Source organism: Pseudonocardia sp. ICBG601, from assembly GCF_020496245.1.
Window position 1 is genome coordinate 36,108 of the sequence record NZ_JAHLJA010000049.1, and the last position, 25,052, is coordinate 61,159.

27 protein-coding genes are annotated in these 25,052 nt (G+C 74.2%); 14 read left to right on the top strand and 13 right to left on the bottom strand.

Annotated elements, in window-relative coordinates; translation table 11 throughout:
* Positions 1-209: 209 nt before the first annotated feature.
* Positions 210-1,952: a hypothetical protein gene (locus tag KPL57_RS17095; protein WP_226352374.1), complete on the top strand. Its 1,743-nt coding sequence runs from the start codon at positions 210-212 to the stop codon at positions 1,950-1,952.
* Positions 1,953-1,958: 6 nt separating this feature from the next.
* Here KPL57_RS17095 and KPL57_RS17100 read toward each other — a convergent pair whose 3' ends face one another.
* The 3 genes from KPL57_RS17100 to KPL57_RS17110 all read right to left on the bottom strand — a co-directional run bounded on the left by KPL57_RS17100 (position 1,959) and on the right by KPL57_RS17110 (position 3,941).
* Positions 1,959-2,924, bottom strand: coding sequence for an NADPH:quinone oxidoreductase family protein (locus KPL57_RS17100; RefSeq protein ID WP_226352375.1), 966 nt, complete (start codon positions 2,922-2,924; stop codon positions 1,959-1,961).
* Positions 2,925-3,010: 86 nt separating this feature from the next.
* Positions 3,011-3,319 carry a hypothetical protein gene (locus KPL57_RS17105; protein ID WP_073574211.1) on the bottom strand — a complete coding sequence of 103 codons (309 nt, stop codon included), beginning with the start codon at positions 3,317-3,319 and terminating at the stop codon, positions 3,011-3,013.
* 196 nt (positions 3,320-3,515) lie between these two features.
* Positions 3,516-3,941: a hypothetical protein gene (locus KPL57_RS17110; protein WP_062396034.1), complete on the bottom strand. Its 426-nt coding sequence runs from the start codon at positions 3,939-3,941 to the stop codon at positions 3,516-3,518.
* A 285-nt stretch (positions 3,942-4,226) separates the two neighbouring features.
* On the opposite strand from KPL57_RS17110, the gene KPL57_RS17115 reads away from it, so the two are divergent.
* A complete protein-coding gene (locus KPL57_RS17115; protein ID WP_226352376.1) occupies positions 4,227-4,793 on the top strand; it encodes a hypothetical protein in 567 nt (188 codons plus the stop codon).
* 40 nt (positions 4,794-4,833) lie between these two features.
* Here KPL57_RS17115 and KPL57_RS17120 read toward each other — a convergent pair whose 3' ends face one another.
* Positions 4,834-5,331: an ester cyclase gene (locus tag KPL57_RS17120; protein WP_226352377.1), complete on the bottom strand. Its 498-nt coding sequence runs from the start codon at positions 5,329-5,331 to the stop codon at positions 4,834-4,836.
* A 118-nt stretch (positions 5,332-5,449) separates the two neighbouring features.
* On the opposite strand from KPL57_RS17120, the gene KPL57_RS17125 reads away from it, so the two are divergent.
* The 3 genes from KPL57_RS17125 to KPL57_RS17135 all read left to right on the top strand — a co-directional run bounded on the left by KPL57_RS17125 (position 5,450) and on the right by KPL57_RS17135 (position 7,901).
* Entirely contained in the window at positions 5,450-6,073 is a 624-nt protein-coding gene (locus KPL57_RS17125) for a TetR/AcrR family transcriptional regulator (protein ID WP_226352378.1), read from the top strand.
* A 75-nt stretch (positions 6,074-6,148) separates the two neighbouring features.
* Entirely contained in the window at positions 6,149-6,505 is a 357-nt protein-coding gene (locus tag KPL57_RS17130; RefSeq protein WP_020622387.1) for a hypothetical protein, read from the top strand.
* A 25-nt stretch (positions 6,506-6,530) separates the two neighbouring features.
* Positions 6,531-7,901 carry an MFS transporter gene (locus KPL57_RS17135; RefSeq protein WP_226352379.1) on the top strand — a complete coding sequence of 457 codons (1,371 nt, stop codon included), beginning with the start codon at positions 6,531-6,533 and terminating at the stop codon, positions 7,899-7,901.
* A gap of 94 nt (positions 7,902-7,995) precedes the next feature.
* Here KPL57_RS17135 and KPL57_RS17140 read toward each other — a convergent pair whose 3' ends face one another.
* The 3 genes from KPL57_RS17140 to KPL57_RS17150 are packed head-to-tail and all read right to left on the bottom strand — an operon-like array spanning position 7,996 to position 9,737.
* A complete protein-coding gene (locus KPL57_RS17140; protein WP_020622389.1) occupies positions 7,996-8,364 on the bottom strand; it encodes a hypothetical protein in 369 nt (122 codons plus the stop codon).
* Between the two features lie 52 nt (positions 8,365-8,416).
* Positions 8,417-9,253: an Fpg/Nei family DNA glycosylase gene (locus tag KPL57_RS17145; RefSeq protein ID WP_226352380.1), complete on the bottom strand. Its 837-nt coding sequence runs from the start codon at positions 9,251-9,253 to the stop codon at positions 8,417-8,419.
* 28 nt (positions 9,254-9,281) lie between these two features.
* On the bottom strand, positions 9,282-9,737 hold the full coding sequence (locus KPL57_RS17150; RefSeq protein ID WP_060711546.1) for a DoxX family protein: 456 nt from the start codon (positions 9,735-9,737) through the stop codon (positions 9,282-9,284).
* A 150-nt stretch (positions 9,738-9,887) separates the two neighbouring features.
* On the opposite strand from KPL57_RS17150, the gene KPL57_RS17155 reads away from it, so the two are divergent.
* From KPL57_RS17155 to KPL57_RS17170, 4 genes are read left to right on the top strand one after another with little or no spacing between them, the layout of a single operon-like run.
* Complete coding sequence (locus KPL57_RS17155; RefSeq protein WP_226352410.1) at positions 9,888-10,112, top strand: hypothetical protein; 225 nt, start codon at positions 9,888-9,890, stop codon at positions 10,110-10,112.
* A complete protein-coding gene (locus tag KPL57_RS17160; RefSeq protein WP_308252905.1) occupies positions 10,088-11,113 on the top strand; it encodes a threonine synthase in 1,026 nt (341 codons plus the stop codon). Before KPL57_RS17155 ends, KPL57_RS17160 begins: the two co-directional genes overlap by 25 nt.
* Positions 11,110-12,633: an AbgT family transporter gene (locus KPL57_RS17165; RefSeq protein WP_226352381.1), complete on the top strand. Its 1,524-nt coding sequence runs from the start codon at positions 11,110-11,112 to the stop codon at positions 12,631-12,633. Before KPL57_RS17160 ends, KPL57_RS17165 begins: the two co-directional genes overlap by 4 nt.
* A 19-nt stretch (positions 12,634-12,652) precedes the next feature.
* Positions 12,653-13,135 (top strand): hypothetical protein, encoded by a 483-nt coding sequence (locus tag KPL57_RS17170; RefSeq protein ID WP_020622394.1) that lies wholly within the window; start codon positions 12,653-12,655, stop codon positions 13,133-13,135.
* A gap of 3 nt (positions 13,136-13,138) precedes the next feature.
* Here KPL57_RS17170 and KPL57_RS17175 read toward each other — a convergent pair whose 3' ends face one another.
* The gene (locus KPL57_RS17175) at positions 13,139-14,071 is read right to left on the bottom strand and encodes a TauD/TfdA family dioxygenase (protein ID WP_226352382.1); all 933 of its coding nucleotides are present in this window, start codon (positions 14,069-14,071) and stop codon (positions 13,139-13,141) included.
* 358 nt (positions 14,072-14,429) lie between these two features.
* Between KPL57_RS17175 and KPL57_RS17180 the strand changes: the two genes are divergently transcribed.
* Complete coding sequence (locus KPL57_RS17180; protein ID WP_226352383.1) at positions 14,430-16,409, top strand: M13 family metallopeptidase; 1,980 nt, start codon at positions 14,430-14,432, stop codon at positions 16,407-16,409.
* 51 nt (positions 16,410-16,460) lie between these two features.
* Here the strand turns inward: KPL57_RS17180 and KPL57_RS17185 are convergent, their stop codons facing one another.
* The 4 genes from KPL57_RS17185 to KPL57_RS17200 form a co-directional block, all read right to left on the bottom strand.
* Positions 16,461-17,822 (bottom strand): amino acid permease, encoded by a 1,362-nt coding sequence (locus KPL57_RS17185; RefSeq protein ID WP_226352384.1) that lies wholly within the window; start codon positions 17,820-17,822, stop codon positions 16,461-16,463.
* Between the two features lie 175 nt (positions 17,823-17,997).
* Complete coding sequence (locus KPL57_RS17190; RefSeq protein ID WP_226352385.1) at positions 17,998-18,981, bottom strand: alpha/beta hydrolase; 984 nt, start codon at positions 18,979-18,981, stop codon at positions 17,998-18,000.
* Positions 18,978-19,427 (bottom strand): MarR family winged helix-turn-helix transcriptional regulator, encoded by a 450-nt coding sequence (locus KPL57_RS17195; protein ID WP_226352386.1) that lies wholly within the window; start codon positions 19,425-19,427, stop codon positions 18,978-18,980. Before KPL57_RS17195 ends, KPL57_RS17190 begins: the two co-directional genes overlap by 4 nt.
* Before the next feature lie 103 nt (positions 19,428-19,530).
* Complete coding sequence (locus KPL57_RS17200; RefSeq protein ID WP_226352387.1) at positions 19,531-20,061, bottom strand: GNAT family N-acetyltransferase; 531 nt, start codon at positions 20,059-20,061, stop codon at positions 19,531-19,533.
* A 53-nt stretch (positions 20,062-20,114) separates the two neighbouring features.
* Between KPL57_RS17200 and KPL57_RS17205 the strand changes: the two genes are divergently transcribed.
* Together KPL57_RS17205 and KPL57_RS17210 are read left to right on the top strand one after the other, a co-directional pair.
* Positions 20,115-21,296, top strand: a complete 1,182-nt coding sequence (locus KPL57_RS17205; RefSeq protein ID WP_226352388.1) for an MFS transporter — start codon at positions 20,115-20,117, stop codon at positions 21,294-21,296.
* 238 nt (positions 21,297-21,534) lie between these two features.
* Positions 21,535-22,914 (top strand): ParB/Srx family N-terminal domain-containing protein, encoded by a 1,380-nt coding sequence (locus KPL57_RS17210; protein WP_226352389.1) that lies wholly within the window; start codon positions 21,535-21,537, stop codon positions 22,912-22,914.
* A gap of 50 nt (positions 22,915-22,964) precedes the next feature.
* Here the strand turns inward: KPL57_RS17210 and KPL57_RS17215 are convergent, their stop codons facing one another.
* A complete protein-coding gene (locus tag KPL57_RS17215) occupies positions 22,965-23,984 on the bottom strand; it encodes a hypothetical protein (RefSeq protein ID WP_226352390.1) in 1,020 nt (339 codons plus the stop codon).
* A gap of 170 nt (positions 23,985-24,154) precedes the next feature.
* Here KPL57_RS17215 and KPL57_RS17220 point away from each other — a divergent pair, with 170 nt between their 5' ends.
* Both KPL57_RS17220 and KPL57_RS17225 read left to right on the top strand, forming a co-directional pair.
* Positions 24,155-24,496, top strand: coding sequence for a hypothetical protein (locus tag KPL57_RS17220; RefSeq protein WP_226352391.1), 342 nt, complete (start codon positions 24,155-24,157; stop codon positions 24,494-24,496).
* A complete protein-coding gene (locus KPL57_RS17225; RefSeq protein WP_226352392.1) occupies positions 24,496-25,050 on the top strand; it encodes a DUF3558 family protein in 555 nt (184 codons plus the stop codon). Before KPL57_RS17220 ends, KPL57_RS17225 begins: the two co-directional genes overlap by 1 nt.
* Positions 25,051-25,052 lie beyond the last annotated feature (2 nt).

Genomic DNA, 25,052 nt, shown 5'->3' on the forward strand with positions numbered 1-25,052 from the left:
GGGCTCACGGTCGCGGGGACGGCCGGACGATCGGACGGCCCGTGACCGACCGCCCACCGACGGTGAGCGGTCGGGAGTGACCCGGGCCGCCCGCGCTCGTTGGACCTCCTGCGACCACCCGGTGCACGTCCCCCGCGCGCACCGACGATCATCGGAAAGTGCTGCGCCGCAGCCGGAGCGGATGGGAGGGACCTGACACAGTGGGCCGGATGCGTCTCGTCTTCACCCCGGGGGACGACCAGGGGTACGCCGAGGCCCGCAGCCGCCTGCTGGAGCAGTTCTCCCTCTGGGCCCGCCGCCGTCGCGTCGAGGTCGACACCGCGCTCGTCGCCGCCGTGCTGGACTACAAGTACGCGCGCGACCGCAGGCTGGGCCGCTGGACGCGCTCGCACATCGCCGACGCGCTGGGCATGTGGTTCCCGCGCAAGGTGACCGTGCTCGAGCCCGACGACGTCGCCCCCGCCTTCCACGCACTCGTCGACTTCGTCGACGAGCACGACTGGTTCGACCCGCAGTCGCACCCGGCGGACGCGCTGCACCGTCAGGTCCTCGACTCCACCCCCGCCCTGCACGACGGCCTCGCCGACGAGCGCAACTACGACCTCGGCAAGTTCTGGGGCGTGCAGCTGCACCGCCACGGCGTCGACCCGGCCGACCCGGCCGCCGTGCAGCGGTTCCTCGACCGCGCCGGTGCCGGGCAGACCGACGTCGACCGGCACGCGCTCGCCGAGATCATGCGGCGCGAGGCGCAGCGGCCCACCCGCACCGAGTGGAACCCGGAGCTGCCGCCGGTGCCGATGCCCGGCGCCGCGGCGCTCGTCGACGCCGCGGAGCGCTCCGAGGCCCTCGAGCTGCTCCGCAAGCTGACCCTGTGGGTGCGGGCCGGGCGCCGGCTCACCTCCGACGGCCGCCTCGACCGCACCGACGCGCTCGACCTCGCCGCGCACCTGCAGCTCGACCACATCTACCGCGAGACCGCCCGCACCAGCGACGACCTGCCCGAGGTGTCGCTGCTGCTGCGCTGGGCCCGCTCGGCGCGCCTGGTCCGTGTGGTGCGCGGGCGGCTGCTGCCGGTCAAGAGCGCGGGACCGCTGCTGAACCGGCCGATCGAGCTGTGGCGCCGCGTGTTCGAGTCGGTCGGGCGCCTCGGCGACAGCCTGGGTGGGACCGACGTGTTCGGGGCGCCGTCGCTGTTCGGGATGTCGATGTCACAGGCGTTCCCGATGCTGTGGGTCGGGCTCTACGCCACCGGCGGCGGGCAGGTCCCGCTCGAGCACTTCCACCGCCAGGTCCGCGACGCCGTCAACGACGAGGCCGGCTGCGTGGTCGACGACCTCGCCGGCGACGTCGAGCAGCGGCTGTGGCGCCGCGACGTCACCGCCCTGCTGGACGCCTGCGAGCTGCTCGGCGCGATCGAGCTGACCGAGACCCTCGACGCCGACGAGCTCGACGAGCTGTCCCGGGTCGCGCACCGCGACGACCCGGACCCCACGGTCGTCGCGCTGACCCCGATGGGGCTGTGGGCGGTGCACGAGTACCTGACCGAGCAGGGCATGCACCTGCCCGCGCCGGGCGAGCTGGCCGACGAGGACGTCGAGTACGTGTGCGTGCGGATGAGCGGGGTGCGGGCCGACGTCGCCGAGGCCGAGCTCGCCGCGTGGGCGCTGGCCCGCCACCCCGGCGACGCCGTGCGCGAGCTGGACCGCTTCCTGCGCCGCTGCGAGGTCCCGGTGCACCGGGCCCTGGCGCTGCACGCGCTGACCGCGACCGGCCCGGCCGGGCGGGCGGTGGCCGCCCGCCACCGGTTGCACGTCGCCGAGCCCGTGGTGGTGCCGGCGCCGCACCGCCACGTCGGCCCCACCCCGGCGCCGCGCGCCGCGGCGGCGGCCGCCGAGACCACGGCGCCACTGCCGCGCACCGCGGTCCGGCACAACCTCGAGCCGGCCGGCTGACCCGGCTCAGGTCAGCAGCACGACCTTGCCGGTGACGGTGCGGTCGTCGATGCGGGACAGGGCGGTCGCGGCGTCGTCGAGGCCGAAGCTCTCGCTGATCAGCGGGTCGAGCGCGCCCGAGCGCAGGTGCGGGAGCAGCGCGTCCCACTCGGAGCGGATGAAGTCCGGGCGGCCCAGCGCGTAGGCACCCCAGCCGACCCCGCGGACGTCGACGTTGTTCAGCAGCAGCCGGTTCACCTTCACCGTCGGGATGTCACCCGCGGTGAACCCGACGACCATGAGCCGGCCGAGCGGGCCGAGGCAGCGCACCGAGTCGGTGAAGCGGTCACCGCCGACCGGGTCGACGACCATGTCGACGCCCGCACCGCCGGTGAGCTCCTTGACCGCGTCCTTGAACCCGTCGACGCCGACGGTGTGCGTCGCGCCCGCGCGCCGCGCGACCTCGGCCTTGGCCTCGGTGGAGGTGACGCCGATGACGGTGGCCCCCATCGCGGCGGCCAGCTGGATCACCGCGGTCCCGACGCCCCCGGCCGCGCCCTGGACGAGCACCGTCTCCCCCGCCCGCAGGCCACCACGGGTGTCGAGGGTGAAGTGCGCGGTCAGGTAGTTCATCGGCAGGCAGGCGCCCGCGGCGAACTCCACCTCGTCGGGCAGCGGGAAGACGTGCTGCTCGGGTGCGGAGACGGTCTCGGCGAACACCCCGGACATGGTGAACGCGACGACCCGGTCACCGGCGGCGAACCGGCTGTCCGGGCCCGCCTCGCGCACCGTGCCGGCGCACTCGGAGCCCAGGGTGAACGGCGGGTCCGGCTTGTACTGGTACATCCCCTTGGTCAGCAGGACGTCCGGGAAGTTCACCCCGGCCGCGGCGACGTCGATCAGGACCTCGCCGTCACCGCGGACCGGTGGCTCGACCTCCGCGACGCGGACCGCGGACGGCCCGTCCAGCTCGCTGACCTGCACTGCACGCACGTGTGCTCTCCCTCGTGGTCCGACGGCGGTGTCCGCCGGTCATCGAACCACGGGCGCGGATGGTCCACACGGGCCGCGGGGCGCGGCTACACGGGCTGGGCGTCGCCGTAGCGCGGGGTGCGCGGCTCGGTGAGTGCGTCGCACAGCTCGGAGAGCCGGTTGTCGATGCGGTCCTGCACCCGCTCGAGCGCGTCGAGCTCCAGCATGAGGTCCAGGGCGTCGCCGGTGGTGCCCCCGGAGAGGACGCGCTCCAGCTCGGCGCGGCGCTCGGCGGCGCGACGACGGCAGGCGTCGGCGGTGGCCTTGTGGGCGCGCAGCCGGGCACGGGCGGGGTCGGCGAGATCGCGGCCGCCGTTGACGGTGGCGACGCGCTCCTCCAGCAGGTGCGGGTTCACGGGGCCCTCCGATGCGTGGTGGTGGGAACGTCGGCTCGGCGGTGGCGTGACCGCCGCCACATCCCACGCTAGACGATCAGCGTGTGCCGCGCATCACATCGGTGTGACATCCGTGGGGAACCGGCCCCGGACGCGCGACGACCCCCGGTGCCGCGGGCACCGGGGGTCGTCGGGTGTCGGGTCGGGTCGGGTCGGGTCAGTCGCCGCGGCGCGGCTGCGGGATGAGCTCCGCCGGGCCGCGACGGCGCTGGGCGACGGCGTCGGTGGTCAGGTGGTAGTGCCCGCGGCGCGACCGCCGGCACAGGTAGGCCCGCTGCGGGCGTCCGCCGAGGGCCTCCAGCTCACGGGCGGCGCACTCGGCCGCGTCCCGGTCCGGGTAGATGACCTTGCCGTCGCTGCCGGTCGCGGAGGCGCCGAACCGCTCGCGGTCCTCGATCTCGCGCCGCCCGGGGAGGCAGACCTCCGGCCGGCCGGACCGCATCAGCCGCGCGTAGCGGGCCAGCACGCGGCCCCGCTCGCCGTCGACCACACCTCGTCCGGACGGCAGGTTCTCCACCGACCGCCGTGCCGCGGGGATCATCCCCGGGTGCACCGCCGGAACCCTGTCGAACTGCCCGTCCATGTCGCCTCCACGTCGCCGTCACTTGTGGATCGCTCGACTCATCCTGCCTCGTTACCGCCTGCGGCGGACTCGCTCGATCGTGTCATCTGTCACGCAGACACCGGCACATCCGCTCACTCAGTGTGACATCGCCTGCTGATCGGCGTGCCGGCGACGCCGTTCACCGCCGCGTCGGTCGTGTCATCACACCTGTGGGTACGGCCGTGTGCACCAGCCTGTGCGCCCGTCCGGACCGTCCTATCCTGGTTCCCCGGGAACGCGCGTGCCCCGGGTCGGGGGACGAAGATGGCGATCCAGCCCGAGACGGGTGTCGGGAACGGGGCGTCCGGCGGCCCGCGGTGGGACGAGGTGTTCACCCCGTCCGACCTGGCCGAGGGCGTGTTCGACGTGCGCTGGGACCTGCGTCCGCGGCTGCGCCGCTGGCTGGCCGACCAGGGGCTGGCCACCGCGTCGGGGCGCGAGACGCACCGTCCCGCGATCGACGCCTGGGCCCTGCTCGACGGCGGCGTGATCGCCGTGTCCGCGGTGAGCCTGCCCGGCATCCCGCCCGGCGCGGTGCCGCTGCCCGGACAGGAGCCCGCCGCCGGCACCACTCCCCCACGGAACTCCGCGCTGCTGCCCCCGGGCATGCGGCTGATCGGGCACCGCACGCTGCGCTTGGTCGTCGCCCGCCTCGGGCTGCCCGGTGGCGACGAGCCGCTGCCCGGGGAGCACCGCGACGTGCCCGGCCTGGTCGAGGACCTGTTCGACGCCCGGCGCCGCGACGCCGAGAGCGCCGAGCAGGCCGAGCTGCTCGCCACCTGCACCGACCGGACGTCGCTGCGCTGGGTGGTCACCGCACTGCGGCCGTGAGACCACCGGCCGTCGGCCGCCCCGCCGTCGGACGGGCGGGTCAGCGGCGCCCCGAGCCACTGCGCAGGACCCCGGTCTGGCGCAGCAGCCCCATCAGGTCGTAGCTGGCGTGCAGTCGGTCGGCGCGGCCGTCCCGGAAGTCGAAGACCTCCAGGCCCACGAAGTCGAACGGGAGGCCGGTCCCGGGGATCCCGGGCGGTGTGAGTGTGCCGGTGAAGTGCCCGGTCCCGCGCCAGGTGAAGGCGGCGCGCGGGACGTCGGGCGCGAGCAGCGGCGGCCCGGTGCGTTCCCAGGTCAGGTCCGGGTAGGCGGTGAGCACGTAACGCATGTAGTCGGCGGCGGCGTCAGGTCCCCGTACGTCCCAGCCGGAGTTGCGCGTCGTCGGCGTCTCGAGCCGGAAGTCGTCGGTCACCAGCGGGCGGACCCGCTCCGGATCGTGGCTGTTCCACGCGTCGATCCAGCTCCCGTACCAGCCCAACGCCTCGGTCGGGTCCAGCGGTGCGGCGTCCCGGGCGGCCGGGGGCGAGGGGATCGTCATGGCTCCTCCAGAAACTAATGGTCGTTAGTTTTTAAGCTAGCATAGAATACTGGGGCAGCACTCCGGCAGCGCCGCGTTCCGGGGCGCTCCGACGTCGTCGTGGCGGTGGGAGATGAGAATGGCGACCGTGCCCGCCGCGCCCGACCGTCCGTCCAAGGGGGACCGGACCCGACGCCGGTTGCTCGACGCGGCCGCCTCCCTGCTGGCCCGCGACGGGCGGGTCGGGGTCAGCCTCAGCGGGATCGCCGAGGCCGCGGGACTGCGGACAGGGAGCGTCTACTTCCACTTCGGCTCGAAGGACGAGCTGATCGCGACGGTGCTCGAGGAGGGCCTGCGCGAGTCGCTGCGCCACCTCGACGACGCCCTGGCCCCGCTCGTGGCCGCCGATGCCGGGGCCCGCCTGTGGGCCGCCGTCCGTGCGCACCTCGACGCCCTGGTGGAGCTGAGCGACTACGCCGCGGTCGTGCTCACCATGCCCGAGCCGGGCCGGGACGCGTCGCTCGCGACCTACCGCGTGCTCCTGCAGCGCTACCGGAGCCGGTGGACCGAGCTGGTCGACGACGCGCAACGCGCGGGGGCGATTGCCGCCGGGCCCGCTCCCCAACTCGTCCGCGATCTGCTGTTCGGGGCGATGAACGCGGTCGCCGACCCCCACGGGCGGCCCGGCCGGACCCCGGCCGACTGCGCCGCCGCCGTGCGGGACCTGCTGGCAGGCCCTCTCGGTGCACCGCCGGGAGGATGACCGCGCCGTCGGACCGTTCCCGACCCCGCCACGGACCGACACCGCCGGCCGGGCGGGCCGTGGCACCCTCCTGTCGTGACGACCTGGACCAGCGACGAGTGCGCCGCCCACTGGGGCGTGCAGGTGGGCACCTGGAACTCCTACGTCTCCCGCGGCCAGGCACCGCCCCCGCTGCCCGACCCCGGCCCGGACGGCCGGAAGGTCTGGGACGCCGACGCCGTGCGCGCGTTCTCCCGGCCCGGGGTGGGCCGACGCCGGGAGTCCGCCGAGTCCGCGGCCGTGCTCGAACAGCTGCGGGCCGCCGCGGACGCCCCGCGCGAGCGTCGCCGTGAGCTGCTGCGGGCCGGGCGCGAGGCCGGCTGCGAGGTCAGCGCGATGGCGGCGGCGCTCGGTGTGTCCCGGCACACCGCCTACGCCTGGTTGAAGGACTGACCTCCGGCGGCGAGACTGCGCTGGCGTGCGCACCGCAACGGAGGGGGACGGCGTGCTGGTCTCGACGGCCGTACGGACGGCGACGAAGCGGCTCATCCCGCTGCTCGCCCTGGCCTATCTGCTGAACTACATCGACCGGGTCAACGTCGGGTTCGCGTCGCTGACGATGAACGCCGACCTGGGCCTGTCCGCGGCCGCCTACGGTCTGGGCGCCGGCCTGTTCTTCGTCGGGTACTTCTTCTTCGAGGTCCCGTCCAACGTGATCCTGCACCGGGTCGGGGCGCGGATCTGGATCGCCCGGATCATGGTGACCTGGGGCGTCGTCGCGTCGTCGACGGCGTTCGTCCAGGGCGAGATCGGCTTCTACGTCGTGCGGGTGCTGCTCGGCATCGCCGAGGCCGGCTTCTTCCCGGGCATCATCCTGTACCTGACCTACTGGTTCCCGAGGGTCGAGCGGGCGCGGATCGTCGCCCTGTTCTTCCTGGCCGTGCCGCTGTCCTCGGTCGTCGGTGGGCCGCTGTCGACGTGGCTGATCTCGATCGGCGACGGCGCCCTGGGCTTCGACGCCGGCTGGCGTTTCATGTTCTTCGTCGAGGGCATCCCGGCGGTGCTGCTGGGCATCGCGGTGCTGTGGCTGCTGCCGGACCGTCCGACCCGGGCCCGGTGGCTGCCCACCGACCAGGCGGTCGCGCTGGAGGAGCGGATCGCCGCCGAGGACGCGGCGGCGGCCGGGCAGGACCGCGGGGTCGCCGCCGCCCTGCGGGACGGCCGGGTGGTGGCCCTGTCGGTCGTCTACTTCGGGATCGTGTTCGGGCTCTACGTCCTGGCGTTCTTCCTCCCCCAGATCGTCGCCGGGTTCGAGCAGCAGTTCGGCGCCGACTACTCGCTGGTCGAGGTCGGCCTGATCACCGCGGTGCCGTACGCGATCGCGTCGGTGACGATGCTGCTGTGGGCCCGGCGCTCCGACCGCAGCGGGGAGCGGCCGCTGCACGTGGCCGTCCCCGCCGTCGTGGGGGCGGTGGCGATCGCGGGCGCCCTGTACATGGACTCGCCGTTGCTGGTCATGGCCTGCGTGACCGTCTGCGCGATCGGGGTCTTCGCCGCGATCCCGCCGTTCTGGTCGCTGCCGAACGCCTTCCTCACCGGCGCCGGCGCCGCAGCCGGGATCGGGTTGATCAACTCCTTCGGCAACCTGTCCGGGTTCGTCGGTCCGTTCGTCGCGGGATGGCTCAAGGACCTGACCGGTGACTCGCGGGCCGGGATGTGGGTGGTCGCGGTGATGATGCTGATGTCGGCGGCGATCGCGATCGGCTTCCGCCGGACCGCGCAGCGCGCTGCGGCGGCGGAGGCAGCGGCGGCGGAGGCGACCGACCGGGCGGTCGACCCTCGACGGTGACCGACCGGTCGCGGCGGCACCGCGGAGCGCGCACCGGTACGGGCCGTGGGACCCGGCCCGGCGCACGCGCTCGGGGGATCGGCCCCCGAGCAGGTCAGTACCCGATCGCGCTCGCGTAGTGGACCGCGCCGAAGGCGACGGCGGACGCGGCCACGGCGAGGGTGGCCAGCGCGAACGGCCAGGCCGGACGACGTTCGACGACCCGCAGCACGGTCATGGCGAGACCGGCCACGCCGGCGGCCGCGGCGACCACCAGCGAGCCGCCGACCGACACGAGCACGGCCGACGAGCTGCACGTGCGCGGCGGGCAGTACTCGAAGAAGGCGACCAGGAAGACGGCGCCGAAGATCCCGAGCGCGACCAGCATCCCGGTCACGACGAGCGCGGCCCCGGACAGCGCCGCGTCCCACCGGACGATTGGCCGGCGCCGCGTCTCCGGACGCACGGGACCGGTCGACAGCATGGCGCCAACGGTACCGCTACCGGCCGGTACAGGACAGATCGGACATCGGTCGTCACCGTTCGGTGAGCGGCCGCGCGGAGGATCCCGACTGGCAACCGGGGCACCAGAAGAGGTTCCGCGTGCGGACCTCGGCGTGCGCGATCGGGGCGCCGCAGACCAGGCAGGGCTGCCCGGTGCGGCGGTAGGCGTAGACGACGCTGGCGCACACCGCGCCGCGGTCGGGCGGCCCTAGCAGGGCCGGGTCGTGCTCGGGACGCAGCGTCTCGATCCGGCCGCGCCGCTCGCCGTCGTGGAGCATCGCGGTCAGGTCGTCCCAGAGCAGCGCGAAGGACCGGTCGTCGAGGTCACGGGCCGGGGTCATCGGGTCCAGACCGGTACGGAACAGCGTCTCGGCACGGAAGACGTTGCCGATGCCCGCGATCACCGACTGGTCCATGAGCACCGCTGCCAGCGGGGCCCTGGAGCGGGCGAACCGCTCCCGGACACGGGCCGGGTCCGCGTCGTCGCGCAGCGGGTCCTCGCCGAGCCGGGCCCGCAGCTGCGCCACCCCGGCGTCGTCGAGCAGCTCGCAGGCGGCCGGACCGCGCAGGTCGGCGTAGTGGGTCTCGCCGACGATCCGCATCCGGACCTGGCCGCGCGGCGGCTCCCGGGGCAGCTCCCGGTTCGGGAACCGGCCCCACAGCCCGAGGTGGACGTGCACGGTGGTGTCCGGACCGTAGTGCTGGAACAGATGCTTGCCGTGGGCCTGCACGTCGACCAGCACCCGCCCGTCGACGATCTCGGCTCCGGTGCTGAACCGGCGCTGCGGACTGGACACCGCCACCGGCCGGCCCGCGTAGCGGCGGCGCTGGAGCCGCGCGAGCCGGTGCACGGTGTGTCCCTCGGGCATGCGGCGGGATCCCCCGCGGGGGCGGGTCCTACTCCCCCGAGGAGACACCCACCGCGTGCCGGGCCGGGGTGCGGCCGCGTCCGGCGACGAGCGCATCGACCGAGAACCGCCCCGGTCCGGCCGCGGCCAGCGCGAGCCCGCCCGCGGCGATCACGCCGACCAGCTCCCAGCCGCCCGAGTCGACGAACGGGTTCAGACCGACGTGCGCGAACAGGTAGGCCCCCGCCATCGCGACGACGACGGCGAGCCCGGCGACGGTCGTCGCGGCACCGGCAAGCAGCAGAAGGCCACCACCGAGCTCGACCGCGATCACGAACAGCGCGGACACGGTCGGCAGCGGGATGCCCATGCCGGCGAAGCCCGACGCGACACCGCCGACTCCGTTCGAGAGCTTCTGCAGACCGTGGGCGACGAGGACGACGCCGACGAGCAGCCGGACCAGCAGGAGTGCGATGTCGGAGAACGGCGTGGGAAGCGGGCGCATGGATCCCTCTCGATCGTTGAACGTTCACGCTTTCGCTGTCCGAGGCTACCGGATCGTCCGAAAGGCGTAGTCGTGTCCGCGGTCACTTCCCGCGGGGGCGCTGTCGCCCTCCGGGTTGCGCCGCGGCACGACGGGCGATCAGGTGGACCCGTGCCCGACTTCTCGACGCTGTCCCACCTGGAGTGCTCCCGCACCGGCGAGATCCTCGACGCCGACACCGTGCAGGGCACCTCGGGCTCCGGCGCCCCGCTGCTCGCCCGCTACGACCTGGACCGCGCCCGCACCCTGGTGACCCGGCCGACATCGCCGCCCGCCCGCCGGACCTGTGGCGCTACCACGAGGTGCTGCCCGTGCGGGACCCCGCGCACGTGGTGACGATGGGCGAGGGCATGACCCCGCTGCTGCCGCTCCCCCGGGCCGGTGCCCGTCTCGGGCTGCCGGGCCTGCGGATGAAGGACGAGGGCCTGGTCCCGACCGGGGCGTTCAAGGCCCGCGGTGCCGCCGTCGGCGTCTCCCGTGCCGCCGAACTCGGCGTCCGCGCGGTCGCGATGCCCACCAACGGCAACGCCGGTGCCGCCTGGGCGTGCTACGCCGCGCGGGCCGGGCTCGGCGCGCTGATCGCGATGCCGGTCGACGCCCCGGAGATCACCCGGCGCGAGGTCGTCGTCTCCGGCGGGGAGCTGTACCTGGTCGACGGCCTGATCGGCGACGCAGGCAGGCTCGTCGCCGACGCCGTCGCCCGCCGCAACTCCGACGGGGCCGGGTACCAGGACACCTCGACGCTGCGCGAGCCGTACCGCATCGAGGGCAAGAAGACGATGGGCTACGAGATCGTCGAGCAGCTCGGCTGGCGCTGCCCGGACGTGATCCTCTACCCGACCGGCGGCGGCGTCGGGATCATCGCGATCCACAAGGCCCTGGCGGAGATGCGGGAGCTGGGCTGGATCTCCGGTCCGCTGCCGCGGCTGGTCGCGGTGCAGGCCACCGGGTGCGCCCCGATCGTCGACGCGTTCGAGGCCGGGCTGCGCGAGTCGACCGCCCCGGCCGACCCGCACACGGTCGCGTTCGGGATCACCGTGCCCAAGGCGCTGGGCGACTTCCTCGTCCTCGACGCCGTGTACGACACCGGCGGGACCGCCGTCGCCGTCTCCGACGACGAGCTGCTCGCCGCCGAGCACGCCCTCGCCCGCGACGAGGGCACCTGGATCTGCCCGGAGGGCGCGGCCTGCGTCGCCGCGGCGGGCCGGCTGCGGGAGTCGGGCTGGCTCGACGGGTCGGAGACGGTCGTCGTGCTGAACACCGGCAGCGGGCTGATCTACCCCGACACCGTGCCCGCCGACGCGCCGGTGCTGGCGACCGACGGGCGCATCCCGTGACCGCGGCGTACCGGCCCGGACCGGTGATCCGGGGCATCGAGCGGGTCGGGAACCGGGTGCCGCACCCGTTCTTCCTGTTCTGGATCCTCCTGCTGCTACTCGGGGTCGGCTCGGCGGTGCTGGCCGCGAACGGGGCGACCGCGCAGCTGCCGGGCGCCCCGCAGGCACAACCGGTCCGCGACATCCTGTCCGTGGCGGGCCTGCAGCAGCTGCTCACCACCATGGTGGACAACTTCATCGGCTTCCCGCCGCTGGGCGTGGTGCTCACGATGCTGCTGGGCGTCGGGATCTGCGAGCGCACCGGGCTGCTGCGGTCGCTGGTGAACATCGCGCTGACCCGGGTGCCGCGGCGCTTCATACCCTACGCGGTGGCGTACCTGTGCGTTCAGGGCCACTTCATGGGCGACGCGGCGATGGTGATCCTCCCCCCGCTGGCGGCGCTCGCGTTCGCCTCGGTGGGGCGGCATCCGGTCGCCGGGGCGCTCGGCGCGTTCGCGGCGACGGCCGTCGGCTACGGCTCCGGGCTGATCGTCGGTGCGCTGGACGCGAACCTGGCCGCGCTGACCGAGTCGGTGCTGCCGCCGGGGACACCGCCGGACATCGGCGTCGGGGTGCTCATGAACTACTGGTTCCAGGCGGTGTCGGCGCTCGTGCTGCCCGCGGTACTCGGCTGGATCCTGGTGCACCGCGTCGAGCCGGGGCTGCCCCCGGTCGACCCGGAGCCGGACGCGGCGGGTGAGCCGGACACGACGGTCACTGCGCGGGAGCGGCGCGCGCTGCGGGTGGCGGGCGTCGCCCTCGCGGTGTGGCTGGCCTGCGCGCTGGCGGCCTGGCTCGTGCCCGGCGGCCCGCTGCAGGGCGCCGACGGGTCCCTGATCGACTCCCCGTTCCTCGACGGGATCGTCCCGCTGCTGTTCCTGACCTTCCTCGTCACCGGCCTGGCCTACGGCATCGCCGCGGGCGTGGTGACCCGCCCGTCGGACGTGCCGGAGATGATGGCCGAGTCGCTGAAGGGGATGCTCGGGTTCGTCGTCATCGCCTTCTCCGCGGGCCAGTTCATCGCGATGTTCACCTGGAGCGGGGTCGGGACGTGGCTGGCGGTGGAGGGGTCGGCCGGGCTGCGCACGATCGGCCTGACCGGGCTCGGCGCATTGCTGCTCGCGCTGGTGCTGTGCTCGGTGCTGGCGATGGTGGTGTTCTCCGGGGCGTCGCTGTGGACGGTGCTGGCGCCGGTACTGGTGCCGGTGTTCGTCGGGCTGGGCCTGCACCCGGCGGTCATCCAGGCGACCTACCGGATCGGTGACGCGATCACCAACCCGATCTCGCCGCTGAACCCCTACCTGTACGTGCTGCAGCTGACCTGCCGTCGCTACGACCGCTCGTTCACCCTGGGCGCGGTGTTCTCGCGGATGGCGATGTTCGTCGTGCCGGTGTTCGTGGTGTGGGTGGTCATCCTCTGCGTGTTCGTCCTGCTGGGGCTGCCGCTCGGCCCGGGGACGACGATCCGGCTGGCCGGGTGAGCACCGGTAGCCTGCGGGCGTGTCACTCCTGCGCCCCGGATCCGAGCCCTCCCCCGCACCGCTGTCGCGGTACTGGCGGACCTACGTGGCCGAGTGCACCGAGCAGGTGCAGCGCTTCCACCGGATCACCACGGTGATCTCGGCGATGCAGGTGCGGACGTGGCTCACCGAGATCGGCAAGCGGCTGGACTCGGAGCTGGAGGCGGTGCAGCGCCTGGCCGCCGTCGGCGACTCGATCGAGCCCGCCCGGTTCCGGCTCACCGAACCGCCCGCCAAGCGGATCGCCGCCCGGCTGAACAAGGCCAAGGCGTCGCTGAAGCAGTCGGTCGACCAGGCCGCGGAGATCGCCGAGCAGGCGGTGCTGGACCCGACCCACGACGACGTCCGGGTGCACCTGAAGGTCCTCAACGAGCAGGTCGGGCGGCTGGCGATCGCCGCCCCGATGGAGGACGAGCCCGCCGACCGGCCGCGCCGCCGCCGGTGGGGCGGCGCGGCCTCCTGACCGTCAGAAGGGTCGGTCGCCCGCGATCGCGACACGCTCGGCGACCCGGGTGTGCGGGTGGTAGTCGCCGACCGCGTAGTGCTGGGTCGCCCGGTTGTCCCAGAACGCGAGCGTCCCCTCGGACCAGCGGTAGCGGACCTGGAACTCGGGCACGTGGGCCTGGGCGAACAGGTGCCGCAGCAGCGCGTCGGACTCCTCGCGCGGGAGCCCGACGATCTCCGTCGTGAACGAGGCGTTCACGAACAGCGTGCGGCGCCCGGTCTCCGGATGGGTCCGGACGACGGGGTGGGTCACCGGCGGGAACAGGTCGCGGCCACGGGCCAGCCGCTCCGGGTCCAGGAACCGGGCGAAGCCGGGCACCATGTCGTGCACCGCGACGGCGTCGTCGATGCGCGTCCGCACCTCGTCGGTGAGGTTGTCGTAGGCGACGGCCATGTCGGCCCACATCGTGTCCCCGCCGAACGGTGGCGTCTGCACCATCCGCAGCATGGCGCCCATGGCGGGTGCGGGACGGAACGTGGTGTCGGCGTGCCAGATGTTCTCGTAGGTGCGCCTGCCGGTGCCGAAGCGGACGACGTCGGCGGCGGCGCCGGTGTCGAGCATCGGGTTGGTCTCCAGGTCGCCCCAGAGCAGCGCGAGCTCGCGCTGCCGGTCGCTGGTGAGGTGCTGGCCGGGGAAGAACAGGACCTTCCACTCCAGCAGGGCCCGGTGCAGCTCGGCCCGCAGGTCCTCGTCGACGCGGTCACGCAGGTCGATGCCGGTGATCTCGGCGCCCAGGGTGCGCCCGAGCGGGGTGAGGGTGAAGGCCTCGAAGTCCGCGCCACATCGGTCCGCCCCGTCGCCCGGGAGGCGGGCCAGCAGGCGCTCACCCTCCAGGAGATCGACGGCGGGTGTGGAACGGGGCCGGGTGACCGGCGCATCGAGGTGGATCGTCACGTCCGCGATGGTGCGTCCGCCGTCCGGTGGTGGACAACCAGGCGTCCACTGCGCGGTGACCTGTCCGGACACCTTCGGCGCGCACCGCCCCGGACCCGGTGGAGTCGACCAGCCGGCACCGGCCCGTCGCGCTCGTACCCGGTGCCGCCGCCGCTCGGTGCCGCCGCTCGGTGCCGCCGCCACTCGGTGCCGCCGATCCGCCCCGTCCGTCCCGTCCGTCCCAAGGATGTGACGGTTGTGAACTCGCTTACCGGGTAAGCGGATTCGCAGCACTCCCACGTCCGCGACGGACCGGGCCGCGCGGGCGTGCCGGCGTCGGTTGCTCGAAACCGTCGCACCCGGCAGGCAGGATGGACCCATGACGACCACCGAGTCCCCGACCGAGAAGCGCTCCGGTCTCGACCTCAGCTGGGTCGACCCGGACGTCCGTCCCCAGGACGACCTGTTCGCCCACGTGAACGGCCGGTGGCTGGCGACCCACGAGATCCCCGACGACCGTTCGCAGGACGGTGCGTTCCGCGTCCTGCGCGACCGGGCCGAGGACCAGGTCCACGAGATCGTGGAGGAGTGCGCGGCGTCGTCGGAGCCCGGCACCGAGGCCCGCAAGATCGGCGACCTGTACCGCTCGTTCATGGACGTCGAGCGGGTCGAGGAGCTCGGCACCGCGCCGCTGCGCCCGCTGCTCGACGAGATCTACGCCGCCACCGACCGGGCCGCGCTCGCGACCGTGCTCGGCCGGCGTCAGCGCGAGGGCCGGGCCGCGCTGTTCGGCGAGTTCATCGCGACCGACCTCAAGGACTCCTCCCGATACCTGGTGAACCTCAACCAGGCCGGGCTGGGCCTGCCCGACGAGTCGTACTACGGCGACGAGGGCGACCCCGAGATCCGGGCCAAGTACGTCGAGCACCTGCGGCGCCTCGCCGAGCTGGTCGGGCTGGCCGAGCCGGAGCGCGTCGCCGAGCAGGTCATGGACCTGGAGACCGCGCTGGCCGACGCGTCCTGGGACCGGGTCCTCAACCGCGACGCCGAGAAGACCTACACCCTGATGACCCGCGAGGAGCTGCGCGCCGCGGCCCCTGGCTTCGACTGGGCCGAGTGGGAGTCCGCGCTGGGGGTGCCCGCGCACGCCTACGACGAGGTGATCGTCCGCCAGCCGAGCTTCGTCACCGCCGCCGGTGAGCTGTGGGCCGGGCGCCCGCTGGAGCAGTGGCAGGCGTGGCTCGCGCTGACCGTCGCCGGGTCGTGCGCGGAGTTCCTCTCCGCGGACCTGGTCGAGGCCGACTTCGACTTCTTCGGCCGCACCCTGTCCGGCACCCCGGAGCTGCGCGAGCGCTGGAAGCGCGGGGTGTCGCTGGTGGAGGGCGCGCTGGGCGAGGCCGTCGCGAAGATCTACGTCGAGCGGCACTTCCCGCCCCGGGCCAAGGAGCGCATCACCGAGCTGGTCGACAACATCGTCGAGGCCTACCGCCGGTCGATCTCCACCCTGGACTGGATGAGCCCGGCCACCCGGGAGCGGGCGCTGGACAAGCTCGGCAAGTTCACACCGAAGGTCGGCTACCCGGACTCCTGGAAGGACTACTCCGACCTGCAGATCGACCCGGCCGACCTGCTCGGCAACGCGGGTCGCGCGGCCCAGTGGCGCCACGACTTCGAGTACGCCAAGCTCGGCGGCCCGGTCGACCACGGCGAGTGGCTGATGACCCCGCAGACGGTCAACGCCTACTACCACCCGCGGCTCAACGAGATCGTGTTCCCGGCAGCGATCCTGCAGCCGCCGTTCTTCGACGCCGACGCCGACGACGCCGCGAACTACGGCGGCATCGGCGCGGTCATCGGCCACGAGATCGGGCACGGCTTCGACGACCAGGGCTCCCGCTACGACGGCGACGGCAACCTCACCGACTGGTGGGAGTCCGCCGACCAGACCGAGTTCGAGTCCCGCGCACAGATGCTGATCGACCAGTACGACGGCCTGTCCCCCGCCGGGCTGCCCGACCACAAGGTCAACGGCTCGCTGACGGTCGGCGAGAACATCGGCGACCTGGGCGGGCTGACGATCGCGCTGAAGGCGTACGCGATCGCGCACGAGGGCTTCGAGCCGCCGGTGATCGACGGTCTGACGGGTGAGCAGCGGGTGCTGTTCGGGTGGGCGCAGGTGTGGCGGGCGGTGACCCGCGACGCGGAGGCGATCCGGCGGCTCACCACCGACCCGCACTCGCCGCCGGACCTGCGGTGCAACGCGGTCGTCACGAACCTCGACACCTTCCACGAGGCGTTCGGGGTGACCGAGTCCGACGGGCTCTACACCGACCCGGACCGGCGCGTCCGGATCTGGTGACACGGTCCCCCGCGCCGGCATGACCTGCAGGCGCGGGGGTATCGGTCCCCTTCACGACAGCGTGACCCGCCGGCGACGGCGCCGCACCACCAGGTAGACCACGACGAGCAGGACCAGGAAGGGCACACCCGCCTGCGCCGCCGTCGCGAACTGGGTGGTGAACGGCGTCGTCGCCAGCACCGCGGCGACGAACAGCATCGCCGCGACCGTCGTGTACGGCGCGCCCCAGAGGCGGACCGGGGATGCCTCGCCGGCTCCCGACCGGCGGAACGCGAGGTGCGCGGCGAAGATCAGCAGCCAGGTCACCAGCGCCCCGAACAGGGCCAGCCCGACGAGCAGCGGGAACGCGGTGGCCTCGGCGAATACCGAGACCAGGGACGCGAGGGCCAGCCCGACCGCGGACAGCGCGAGTGCTCGCTGCGGGGCGCCGTGCCGGTTGACCCGGGCCAGCGAGCGGGGCGCGTAGCCGTCGCGGGCCAGCGAGTAGGTCATCCGCGCGGTCACGTAGAGGTTGGTGTTCATCGCCGACAGCGCCGCGGTCAGCACGACGAGGTTCATCACCGTGGCCGCCGCGGGCACCCCGGCCTGGGCGAAGAGCCGCACGAACGGCGACTCGGCGACGTCGTCGCCGGTGGTCACGGTGTTCCAGGGCACCAGGGTCACCACCACCAGCATGGCACCGACGTAGAAGATCGCGAGCCGCAGGACGGTGCGCCGGGCGGCCCGTGGGATGTCGCGCACCGGGTCCGACGACTCGGCCGCGGTGACGGCGACGGCCTCGGTGCCGAGGAACGAGAAGGTCACCACGGTCAGCGCGAGCCAGATCGCGCCGATCCCGTTCGGGGCGAACCCGCCGTGCGCGGTGAGCGCCCCGAGTCCGACCGGTTCCTGCCCGGGCAGCCCGAACACGATCGCGACGAGCCCGACGGCGATGAACGCCACGATCGTCACGACCTTGATCATCGCGAACCAGTACTCGGTCTCGCCGAAGAAGCGCACCGCGCCCGCGTTGACCGCCAGCATCGCCACGGAGAACCCGACGACCGGGATCCACAGCGGCAGGTCGGGGTACCAGAACGTCAGGTAGAGCCCGGCGGCGACGACCTCGCTGCCGATGTTCACGACCTGCGCGGCCCAGTACATCCAGCGCTGCACGAACCCGGCGCCGGGCCCGAGGTAGCGCTGGGTGATGGGCCCGAACCCGCCGGCCTCGGGGTGGCGCACCACCATCTCGGCCAGCGCGTAGGCCAGGACCAGCGCGACGACCGCGGCGACGACGTAGGCGACGATCACCGCGGGACCGGCGAGGGAGATCGCGAGCCCGGAGCCGAGGAACAGCCCGGTGCCGATCGCGCCGCCCACGGCGATCATGCCGATCTGGCGCCCGTCGAGTTCGCGGCGCAGGCCGTCCATGGTGCTCCCCGTGCGGTACCGCTCCCCCGGCCCGGGATGGCGGGCGGGGCGCGCCCTCGCGCCGCCGGCCGACGGGCCGGGCGGTGCGGGGCGCAACGGGCACCGATGCTCGCACGCGGTCCGAGGCCGACGACCTCAGGCCCCGGCGCCCGGCTCGCGCCGGGGCGGTCGCGGTCTAGTCCCGCTCGCCCGCACCGTCGACGAGCCGCCGCAGCCAGTCGCGGCGGGCGGCCCGGGCACGCCCGGCCACGGTCGACCCCGGTACGAACAGGTCGAACCCGTGGACCGCGCCGGGCCACACGTGCAGCTCGGCGTCGCCGCCCGCCGCCCAGATCCGGCACGCCCAGTCGACGGTCTCGTCGCGGAACGTCTCTGCCGAGCCCACCTCCAGGTAGGTCGGGGGCAGTCCGGCGAGGTCCACCGACCGGGCGAGGGCCGCGTACGGCGTCGCCGGCCGTCCGGCGAGAACGGCGTCCCATGCGGTGCGGTTGGTGACGTCGTCCCACACCCCGTGCCCGTGCATCTGTGCCGCCGAGACGCCGGCGGCGCGGTCGTCGAGCATCGGGTAGAGCAACAGCTGCCCGCGGACGGCGACCTCCCCCGTGTCCCGGGCCCGCAGGGCCACCCCGGCGGCGAGGTTCGCACCGGCGCTGCCTCCGTACAGGACCAGGCTCCGTGGGTCGCCGCCGATCTCCTCGGCGTGCCCGGCGACCCAGGTCAGTGCGGTCCAGGTGTCGTCGTGGGCCGCAGGGAAGGGATGCTCGGGCGCGAGCCGGTAGTCCACCGAGACGACGACGGCCCCGGCCGCGCCGATCGAGGCGGCGAGGTCGAGCACACCGGGCAGCCCGAGCAGGCCGCTGCCCGCCACCAGACCGCCGCCGTGCGTGGTGACCAGCACCGGACACCCTCCGGTGGCACCGGCCGGGGTGGCGACCAGCACGTCGACCCCCGCAGCCCCCTGCGGTCCCGGGACGGTCCGGCGGGTGAGGCGGAACCGGGTGTCGGCGGCAACGTCGTCGAAGGAGGGGGTCATGGCCTCGAGCACGGCACGCTGGTCGTGCAGCGTCGCCGCGGTCATCCCGACGGCGACGGCCGGGCGTCCGGCCCGCGCCAGCGCTGCGCTCAGCTCGGGGTCGATGGGTGGGGCGGTGATGCTCATGACGTGCTCCTGTCCGCGGAGGCGGGTAGCGAGATCCGGATCCGCTCGGTGAGGGCGGCCGCAGCCGCGAGGAAGGGGCCGACGTCGATGCCCGCGTCGGCGGCCGCACCGTGGAAGGCCTCGGTGAGCAGGGCTGCTCCGTCGGCTTCGACCGTGCGCCCGGCGGCGGTGAGCTCCACCCGTCGTCGACGGCCGTGCCCCGGGTCGTCGGTGACCGCGCACCAGCCCTGCTCGATCAGACCGGGCAGCATCCGGCTGACCGCGGCGTCGCCGATCCCGAGCCGCACGGCGAGGGCGTGCTGGGTGGAGGTGCCCTCCTGGCGCAACGCGCGCAGGACGCGGTATCGGGCGAACGACATCGCCGTGCGGGAGCCGAGCAGGGCCTCGGCGGACCGGCTCAGCTCGGCGGCCAGTTCATGGATCGTGACGGCGGGATCGTCGGACACACCTTAATGTTGCTGCATCAATATTGATACGTCAAGATATGACGTGGGCGAGCTCCCGCATCGGACGACGAGCGGCGAGGGCCCGCACACTCCCCCGACGGGCTCAGTCCCGGGGGCCGTCCGGCGGGGCCTCGACCAGCGCCCGCCGGAACCAGGTCACGTCGCGCCACGCACCGAGCTTCCAGCCGACCCCGCGGAACGTGCCGACCTCGGTGAAGCCCAGCGCGCGGTGCAGGGCGGCGCTCGCCTGGTTCGGCTCGGTCATCCCGGCGACGGCGACGACCATGCCGCGCGCGACGAGCTCGGTGAACAGCGCCTCGTACAGCGCTCGGCCCACACCCCGGCCGCGGGCCTCGGGGGCCAGGTAGACCGAGACCTCGCAGGTCCGCCCGTAGGCTGCGCGGGACTTCCAAGGCCCGCCGTAGGCGTAGCCGAGCACCGCGCCGCCGGGACCGACCGCGACGAGCCAGGCGTGACGCTCCTGGGCGGCCGCGATCCGCTCGGCCATCTCGACCGGACCGGGCGGCTCGATCTCGAAGCTGATCGCGGTGTCGCGGACGTAGGGGGCGTAGACGGCGGCGCAGGCGTCGGCGTCCTCGGCGGTCGCCGCGCGGACGAGGGGTGGGGTCGGCACGGACACAGGGAATCACGGTGCATCGGTGGCCGTCGCGGGTGAGGATCGCCGGTGTGCTCCTGTCGATCGTGCTCGGACTCCTCTTCGGCCTCGCCGGCACGTCGACGTCGGGGGTGACGGTCGCGCTCCCGCACCTGGCCGCCGACCTCGGGGTCGGGACCGCGACCGCGACCTGGATGGTCAGCGGGTACGCCGTCGCGCTGGCCGTGGCGACGCCGGTGCACGGACGGCTCGCCGACGCCGTCGGGATCCGGGCCCCGCTGTGCATCGGAGCGGGCCTGCTCGGGCTGGGGGCACTCGCCGCCGCGGCGGCGCCGAACTTCGGGCTGCTGATGACCGCCCGGATCGTGCAGGGGATCGGAGCCGCGGCGATCCCGGTGCTGGCCTCGGCGCTGCTCTCGGCCCGGATCCCGCCGGAGCGACGCGGCGGCGCGCTGGGACGGCTGGCCGGGACCTCCGCCGCGTTGTCCGCGCTCGGGCCACTGATCGGCGGGGCGCTGACGACGGTGGGCGGGTGGCGGGCCGCGGTCGCACTGCCCGCGCTGGCGCTGCTCGCCCTCCCCTACCTGTGGCGGCACTCGGTGGTCCGTGGCGACGGCGCCCGGGTGGACCTGGCGGGCGCGGTGATCGTCGCGACCGCGGTGACCGGCCTGGTGCTGCTGGTGCAGTCGCCCGGCGCCGGTGCGGTCGCGGCCGTCGCCGGTGGGGTGCTGCTCGCCGTCGGCGTGCCCATGACGGCGCTGTGGGTGCGGGCCCGTCCCGACGGGTTCCTGCCACGCGGGGTGGTCGGGAACGCGACGGTGGTGCGCAGCTCGCTGTGCGCGTCGGTGGTGCCGGCCAGCTGGTTCGCGCTGCTGCTGGGCATCCCGCTGGAGCTCGCCGAGCGCGGCTGGAGCCCGCTGTCCACCGGGCTGGTGCTGGTGCCCTCGGCGGTGGTGGCGCTGGCGTGCCCGGCGGCGTCGGCGTTCCTGCAGACCCGGATCGGAGCACACCGGACACTCACCCTGGCCTGCGCGACGACCGTCGTCGGGCTGGTGCTCGGCGTGGCCGGGGTGGCGACCCACCTGCCGTGGGTGCTGGCGCTCGCCCCGATGCTGGTGACGCTGGCGTTCGGCACCGGCCAGCCCGCGATGATCGCCTCGGTCGGTGCCGCGGTGTCGCAGGACCGCGCAGCGGCGCGATCGGGGTCGCGACGCTGTGCTTCCTCACCGGCGCCGGGATCGGGGCGGCGGTGATCGGCGGGTTCGCCGCCGTCCTCGGGCTGAGCGCGGCGCTGGCGCTTCTGCTGGTGCTGCCCGTCGCCGGGACCGCGGTGCAGCTGGTCGCGGGGCGCCGGCCCGGGACGGCGTGATCGTTCACCCGCGCGCCACCCCGACGACGCCGGGTGGTCGCCGGGGCGTCCGCTCCGGCCGCGATCGTCCCCGTTCGGGTGATCACCGTGCCGGACCGGCCGGGCCCGAACGAGGAGTGCCCGTGTCCCGAACCGCCGTCCGCACCGTCCTCGTCGCGACCGTCGCGGCGCTCGTCGTGGGTGCGACGACCGGCGCCGCCGCAGCGCCGCTCGCCGCGCCGGCAGCAGTGCCGTCCGCAGCACAGACAGCAGTGCCGTCCGCAGTGCCACCGATCGCCCCGTCTGCCGCGCAGGCCCGCGAGGGCGACCTGCTGGAGGTGCGGCTGCGCGACCTGCGGCCCACCCAGCCGAACATCGGCCACGACCAGATCCACTACAAGCTGGGCCGCTACGCGGGTACGAAGGACACCGACCGCGGCACGCCGAACAAGCGGTTCGACGACTGGTGCGAGGCCGACGGGCGGGGCGAGGCCGCCGAGGACGGACCGGGCGCCACGCTGCGCGACCCGTCGTCGTTCCGGTGCACGATCGCGACCGGTGCGGAGACTCCGGCGTCGCTCGCGGCGATGAAGACCGTCGTCGTCGGGCCCGGGAACGCGCTGTACCTGACCGACGGCCACCACACGACGACGTCACTGCTGGAGACCGCCGACGGCGGACCCGACGTGCGGGTCCGGATGCGGGTGCAGGCGAACCTGTCCCGGCTGACGCCGGCCGCGTTCTGGGCGCAGATGCAGGCCCGCTCCTGGGTGTGGCTGCGCACCGCCGACGGCACCACCATCACCCCGCAGCAGCTCCCCGACCGGATCGGGCTGGCGCTGCTGCCCGACGACCCCTACCGCGGGCTCGTCTACTTCACCCGCGACATCGGCTACGCCCCGCCCGCCGATGCCCCGGAGTACCTGGAGTTCTTCTGGGCCTCCTGGCTGCGCACCCGGATCGACCTGGGCCGCTACGACCTGCACGACCCGGCCTCGTACCTGCGCGCGGTGAAGGACGCCTCGCAGCTGATGTCCTCGACGCCGGGCGACACCGAGATCGCGCCCGGCCGGACCGCGGACCAGCTCGGCCGGATGGCCCGCTGGAACGACGGCAAGGCCGCCGACAAGGGCGAGTTCGGCGACCTGTCCCGCCCGATCACCGCCCCGAAGCCCGGCAAGGTCGCCTACGCCGTCGACTCCCGCAACCGGGTCCCGGCCACGCCGGCGTGCACCCGCACCGTGACCGGGGCGTACACCGGTCCGCTGACCGTCGGCTCGGGGGCGCTCTGCCTGGATCGGGCGCGGGTCCGCGGGCCGGTCACGGTGACCGGCGGCGCGAGCCTGGTGCTGCGCGGGTCCGACGTGACCGGCCCGGTGACCGCCAGCCGGGCCCGTGTCGTCGAGGTGTGCGGGGCCCGGGTGACCGGGCCGGTCGTCGTGCGGGGCAGCACCGAGCGGACGCGGGTCGGCGGCTGGGCCTGCACCCCGAACGAGGTGCGCGGCCCGGTCGTCGTCGGCTGAGCGTCACCGACGCCCGGCTCGGCGATCAGCGGCCCGACCCACCAGCGCGCTCAGCGCCCCGCCCCGATCGAGCGCCGGACCTCCTCGGTGTAGAGCCGGCGCAGCTCCGCGATCCGGGTGGCCCCGACCAGCCGCGGGTCGGTGCCGGGGTTCTCCCGGGTGACGACGTCGTCGAGCCACACCCGGAAGCAGCCGTGCAGCCCGCGGACCAGCCCGTCGAGCAGGCACGACGCCGGCTCGAGCGGGTCCAGCACGGTCGAGACCGCCCGGTGGCCGTGCTCGGGGTGCGGGGCCTGCTCCGGGCACACGACGAACCAGCCCTGCCGGGCCAGGACGGCCTCCTGGAACAGGTCGAGGACCACCTCCTCCTCGGCGGCCCCGGCGAGGGTGCACAGCACGTGCCGGGCCACCGCGAGGTCCTCGTGTCCGATGGCCTCGGCGAGCGCGACGACGTCGGGCACCGCATGCCCGACCCGCTCCGCGACGACCGCGGCGGAGGCCCGCAGCCAGCGCAGGGTCGCGACGGCGGCCGCGTTCGGCTCGACCGACGTCACGATCGCGGGCGGCCCGAGCGGGTCGTCGTGCAGCAGCGAGTGGGCGACGAGGAGCTGCTCGGCCGGGGCGTCGCACCGCGGGTGGGCGACGGCCTGGGCGGAGCGGCCGGTGAGGACGCCGTCGTCGGCGTCGAGGACGGCGTCGGTCTCGGCGCGGACGTCGGCGACGACGGCGTCGCGGAACGCCCGCCCCGGTGCCCGCGCCACGATCCGGCCGAGCAGGTGCGCGGTCTCGACACAGCCGTCCTCCATGACGCGCAGCAGGTCCCCGACCGGCTGGTTCGGGTGGCGGACCGCCGCGGCCAGCTCCGCCGGGTCGATCTCGTGCGCGGCCTGGTCGGCGTAGGCGGCCCACAGGTGCCTCGACAGGGCGCTCAGCGCGGTCGCGGTGCGGCGGGCCAGGGAGTGGTCGAGGGTCCGCGGGACGCGGGCGGCCCGGTGGGCGACAGCGCCGTCGCCGGTGGGCCAGCAGGCGACGATCGTCGAGGCGACCGGGTCGTGGGCGTAGGTGGTCATGCGGCTTGGACGACGCCGGGTGCGACTCGGTTCCGCCGGGTCCGCGATCGGGCACCGGTGGCCGCGCCCGTGGTGGGTGGGTATCCGTGGATCAGGAGCGGCACCATCACTCTCGCCGGGAATCGGCTGATCCGCCCCGGGCGAACACGAACACCGACTATGCTCGCCCGGTGACGCTCAGCCCGGAGCAGCAGCGGTCGTTCGAAGGCCTCATCTCCCAGGTCAGCGCGGACAACGTCCTCGCGGTGGCACGCGTGCTCCGTACCCGGGCCGACGACATGGAGTCGATGCTCAACGCCAGTCTCAACGGCCTCGACCTCAGACCTTGCGCCGAGGATCCTGTGTCCCTCGACGCCCGCGACCTCTTCCAGCGGAAGATCGACCACATCCTGGCCGGGCACTGGGCCCACTGTGCCGAGCTCCGCGCAGCCCACACGGCCCTGCGCGCGACGGCGCTGGAGTACGGCGTCACCGACACCGATCTTGCACGTGAGTTCGGGGACGACTCGTGATGCGCACCCGGCTGGTCATCGGGCTGGCCGTCACCGTGCTCCTCACCGGCTGCGGAGGCGCTGCCCGCCACGACGAGCAGGACCGGCCGGTGTCGTTCCCGTCTCGGCCGTTCGAACTGGACGTCACGACGGTGGACCCGTGCGACGGCCTCGCTCCATCGGATCGCGATCGCCTCGGCGTCCGGACGACGAAACCCGGCACGAGCCAGGACGGCACGTCGAACGACTGCACATGGAGCACCCGCGACGGTCTGGGCTACACACTCCAGACCTTCCACGTCGATGCAGCTCAGGCTTTCGAGCCCGGCAGCTCCGAGATCGTCGAGGTCGCGGGGTTCGGCGCCGTCCAGCGATCGCTGGCTGCCCCGGGGACGGGTCTACCGCTCTGTCAGCTCGTGCTCGACGTCGCCGACACCGCGTCGCTCCGTGCTCAGGTCCAGGTCACACCGCTGGCCGAGACGGGCGGGGCGTACACCGGCAGGTCGATCTGTGACCGTCTCCGTGGCGAGGCCTCGCGGATGATGGCGAACCTGCGCGCGGCCCACGCCGGCTGACC

Excerpts from the sequence above, each read along its gene's own strand:
- KPL57_RS17225 (WP_226352392.1), top strand. The coding sequence starts at position 24,496 with ATGCGCACCCGGCTGGTCATCGGGCTGGCCGTCACCGTGCTCCTCACC.
- KPL57_RS17215 (WP_226352390.1), bottom strand. The coding sequence starts at position 23,984 with ATGACCACCTACGCCCACGACCCGGTCGCCTCGACGATCGTCGCCTGC.
- KPL57_RS17150 (WP_060711546.1), bottom strand. The coding sequence starts at position 9,737 with ATGCGCCCGCTTCCCACGCCGTTCTCCGACATCGCACTCCTGCTGGTC.
- KPL57_RS17115 (WP_226352376.1), top strand. The coding sequence starts at position 4,227 with ATGGCGATCCAGCCCGAGACGGGTGTCGGGAACGGGGCGTCCGGCGGC.
- KPL57_RS17140 (WP_020622389.1), bottom strand. The coding sequence starts at position 8,364 with ATGCTGTCGACCGGTCCCGTGCGTCCGGAGACGCGGCGCCGGCCAATC.
- KPL57_RS17120 (WP_226352377.1), bottom strand. The coding sequence starts at position 5,331 with ATGACGATCCCCTCGCCCCCGGCCGCCCGGGACGCCGCACCGCTGGAC.
- KPL57_RS17125 (WP_226352378.1), top strand. The coding sequence starts at position 5,450 with ATGGCGACCGTGCCCGCCGCGCCCGACCGTCCGTCCAAGGGGGACCGG.
- KPL57_RS17145 (WP_226352380.1), bottom strand. The coding sequence starts at position 9,253 with ATGCCCGAGGGACACACCGTGCACCGGCTCGCGCGGCTCCAGCGCCGC.
- KPL57_RS17190 (WP_226352385.1), bottom strand. The coding sequence starts at position 18,981 with ATGAGCATCACCGCCCCACCCATCGACCCCGAGCTGAGCGCAGCGCTG.
- KPL57_RS17180 (WP_226352383.1), top strand. The coding sequence starts at position 14,430 with ATGACGACCACCGAGTCCCCGACCGAGAAGCGCTCCGGTCTCGACCTC.
- KPL57_RS17110 (WP_062396034.1), bottom strand. The coding sequence starts at position 3,941 with ATGGACGGGCAGTTCGACAGGGTTCCGGCGGTGCACCCGGGGATGATC.
- KPL57_RS17095 (WP_226352374.1), top strand. The coding sequence starts at position 210 with ATGCGTCTCGTCTTCACCCCGGGGGACGACCAGGGGTACGCCGAGGCC.
- KPL57_RS17185 (WP_226352384.1), bottom strand. The coding sequence starts at position 17,822 with ATGGACGGCCTGCGCCGCGAACTCGACGGGCGCCAGATCGGCATGATC.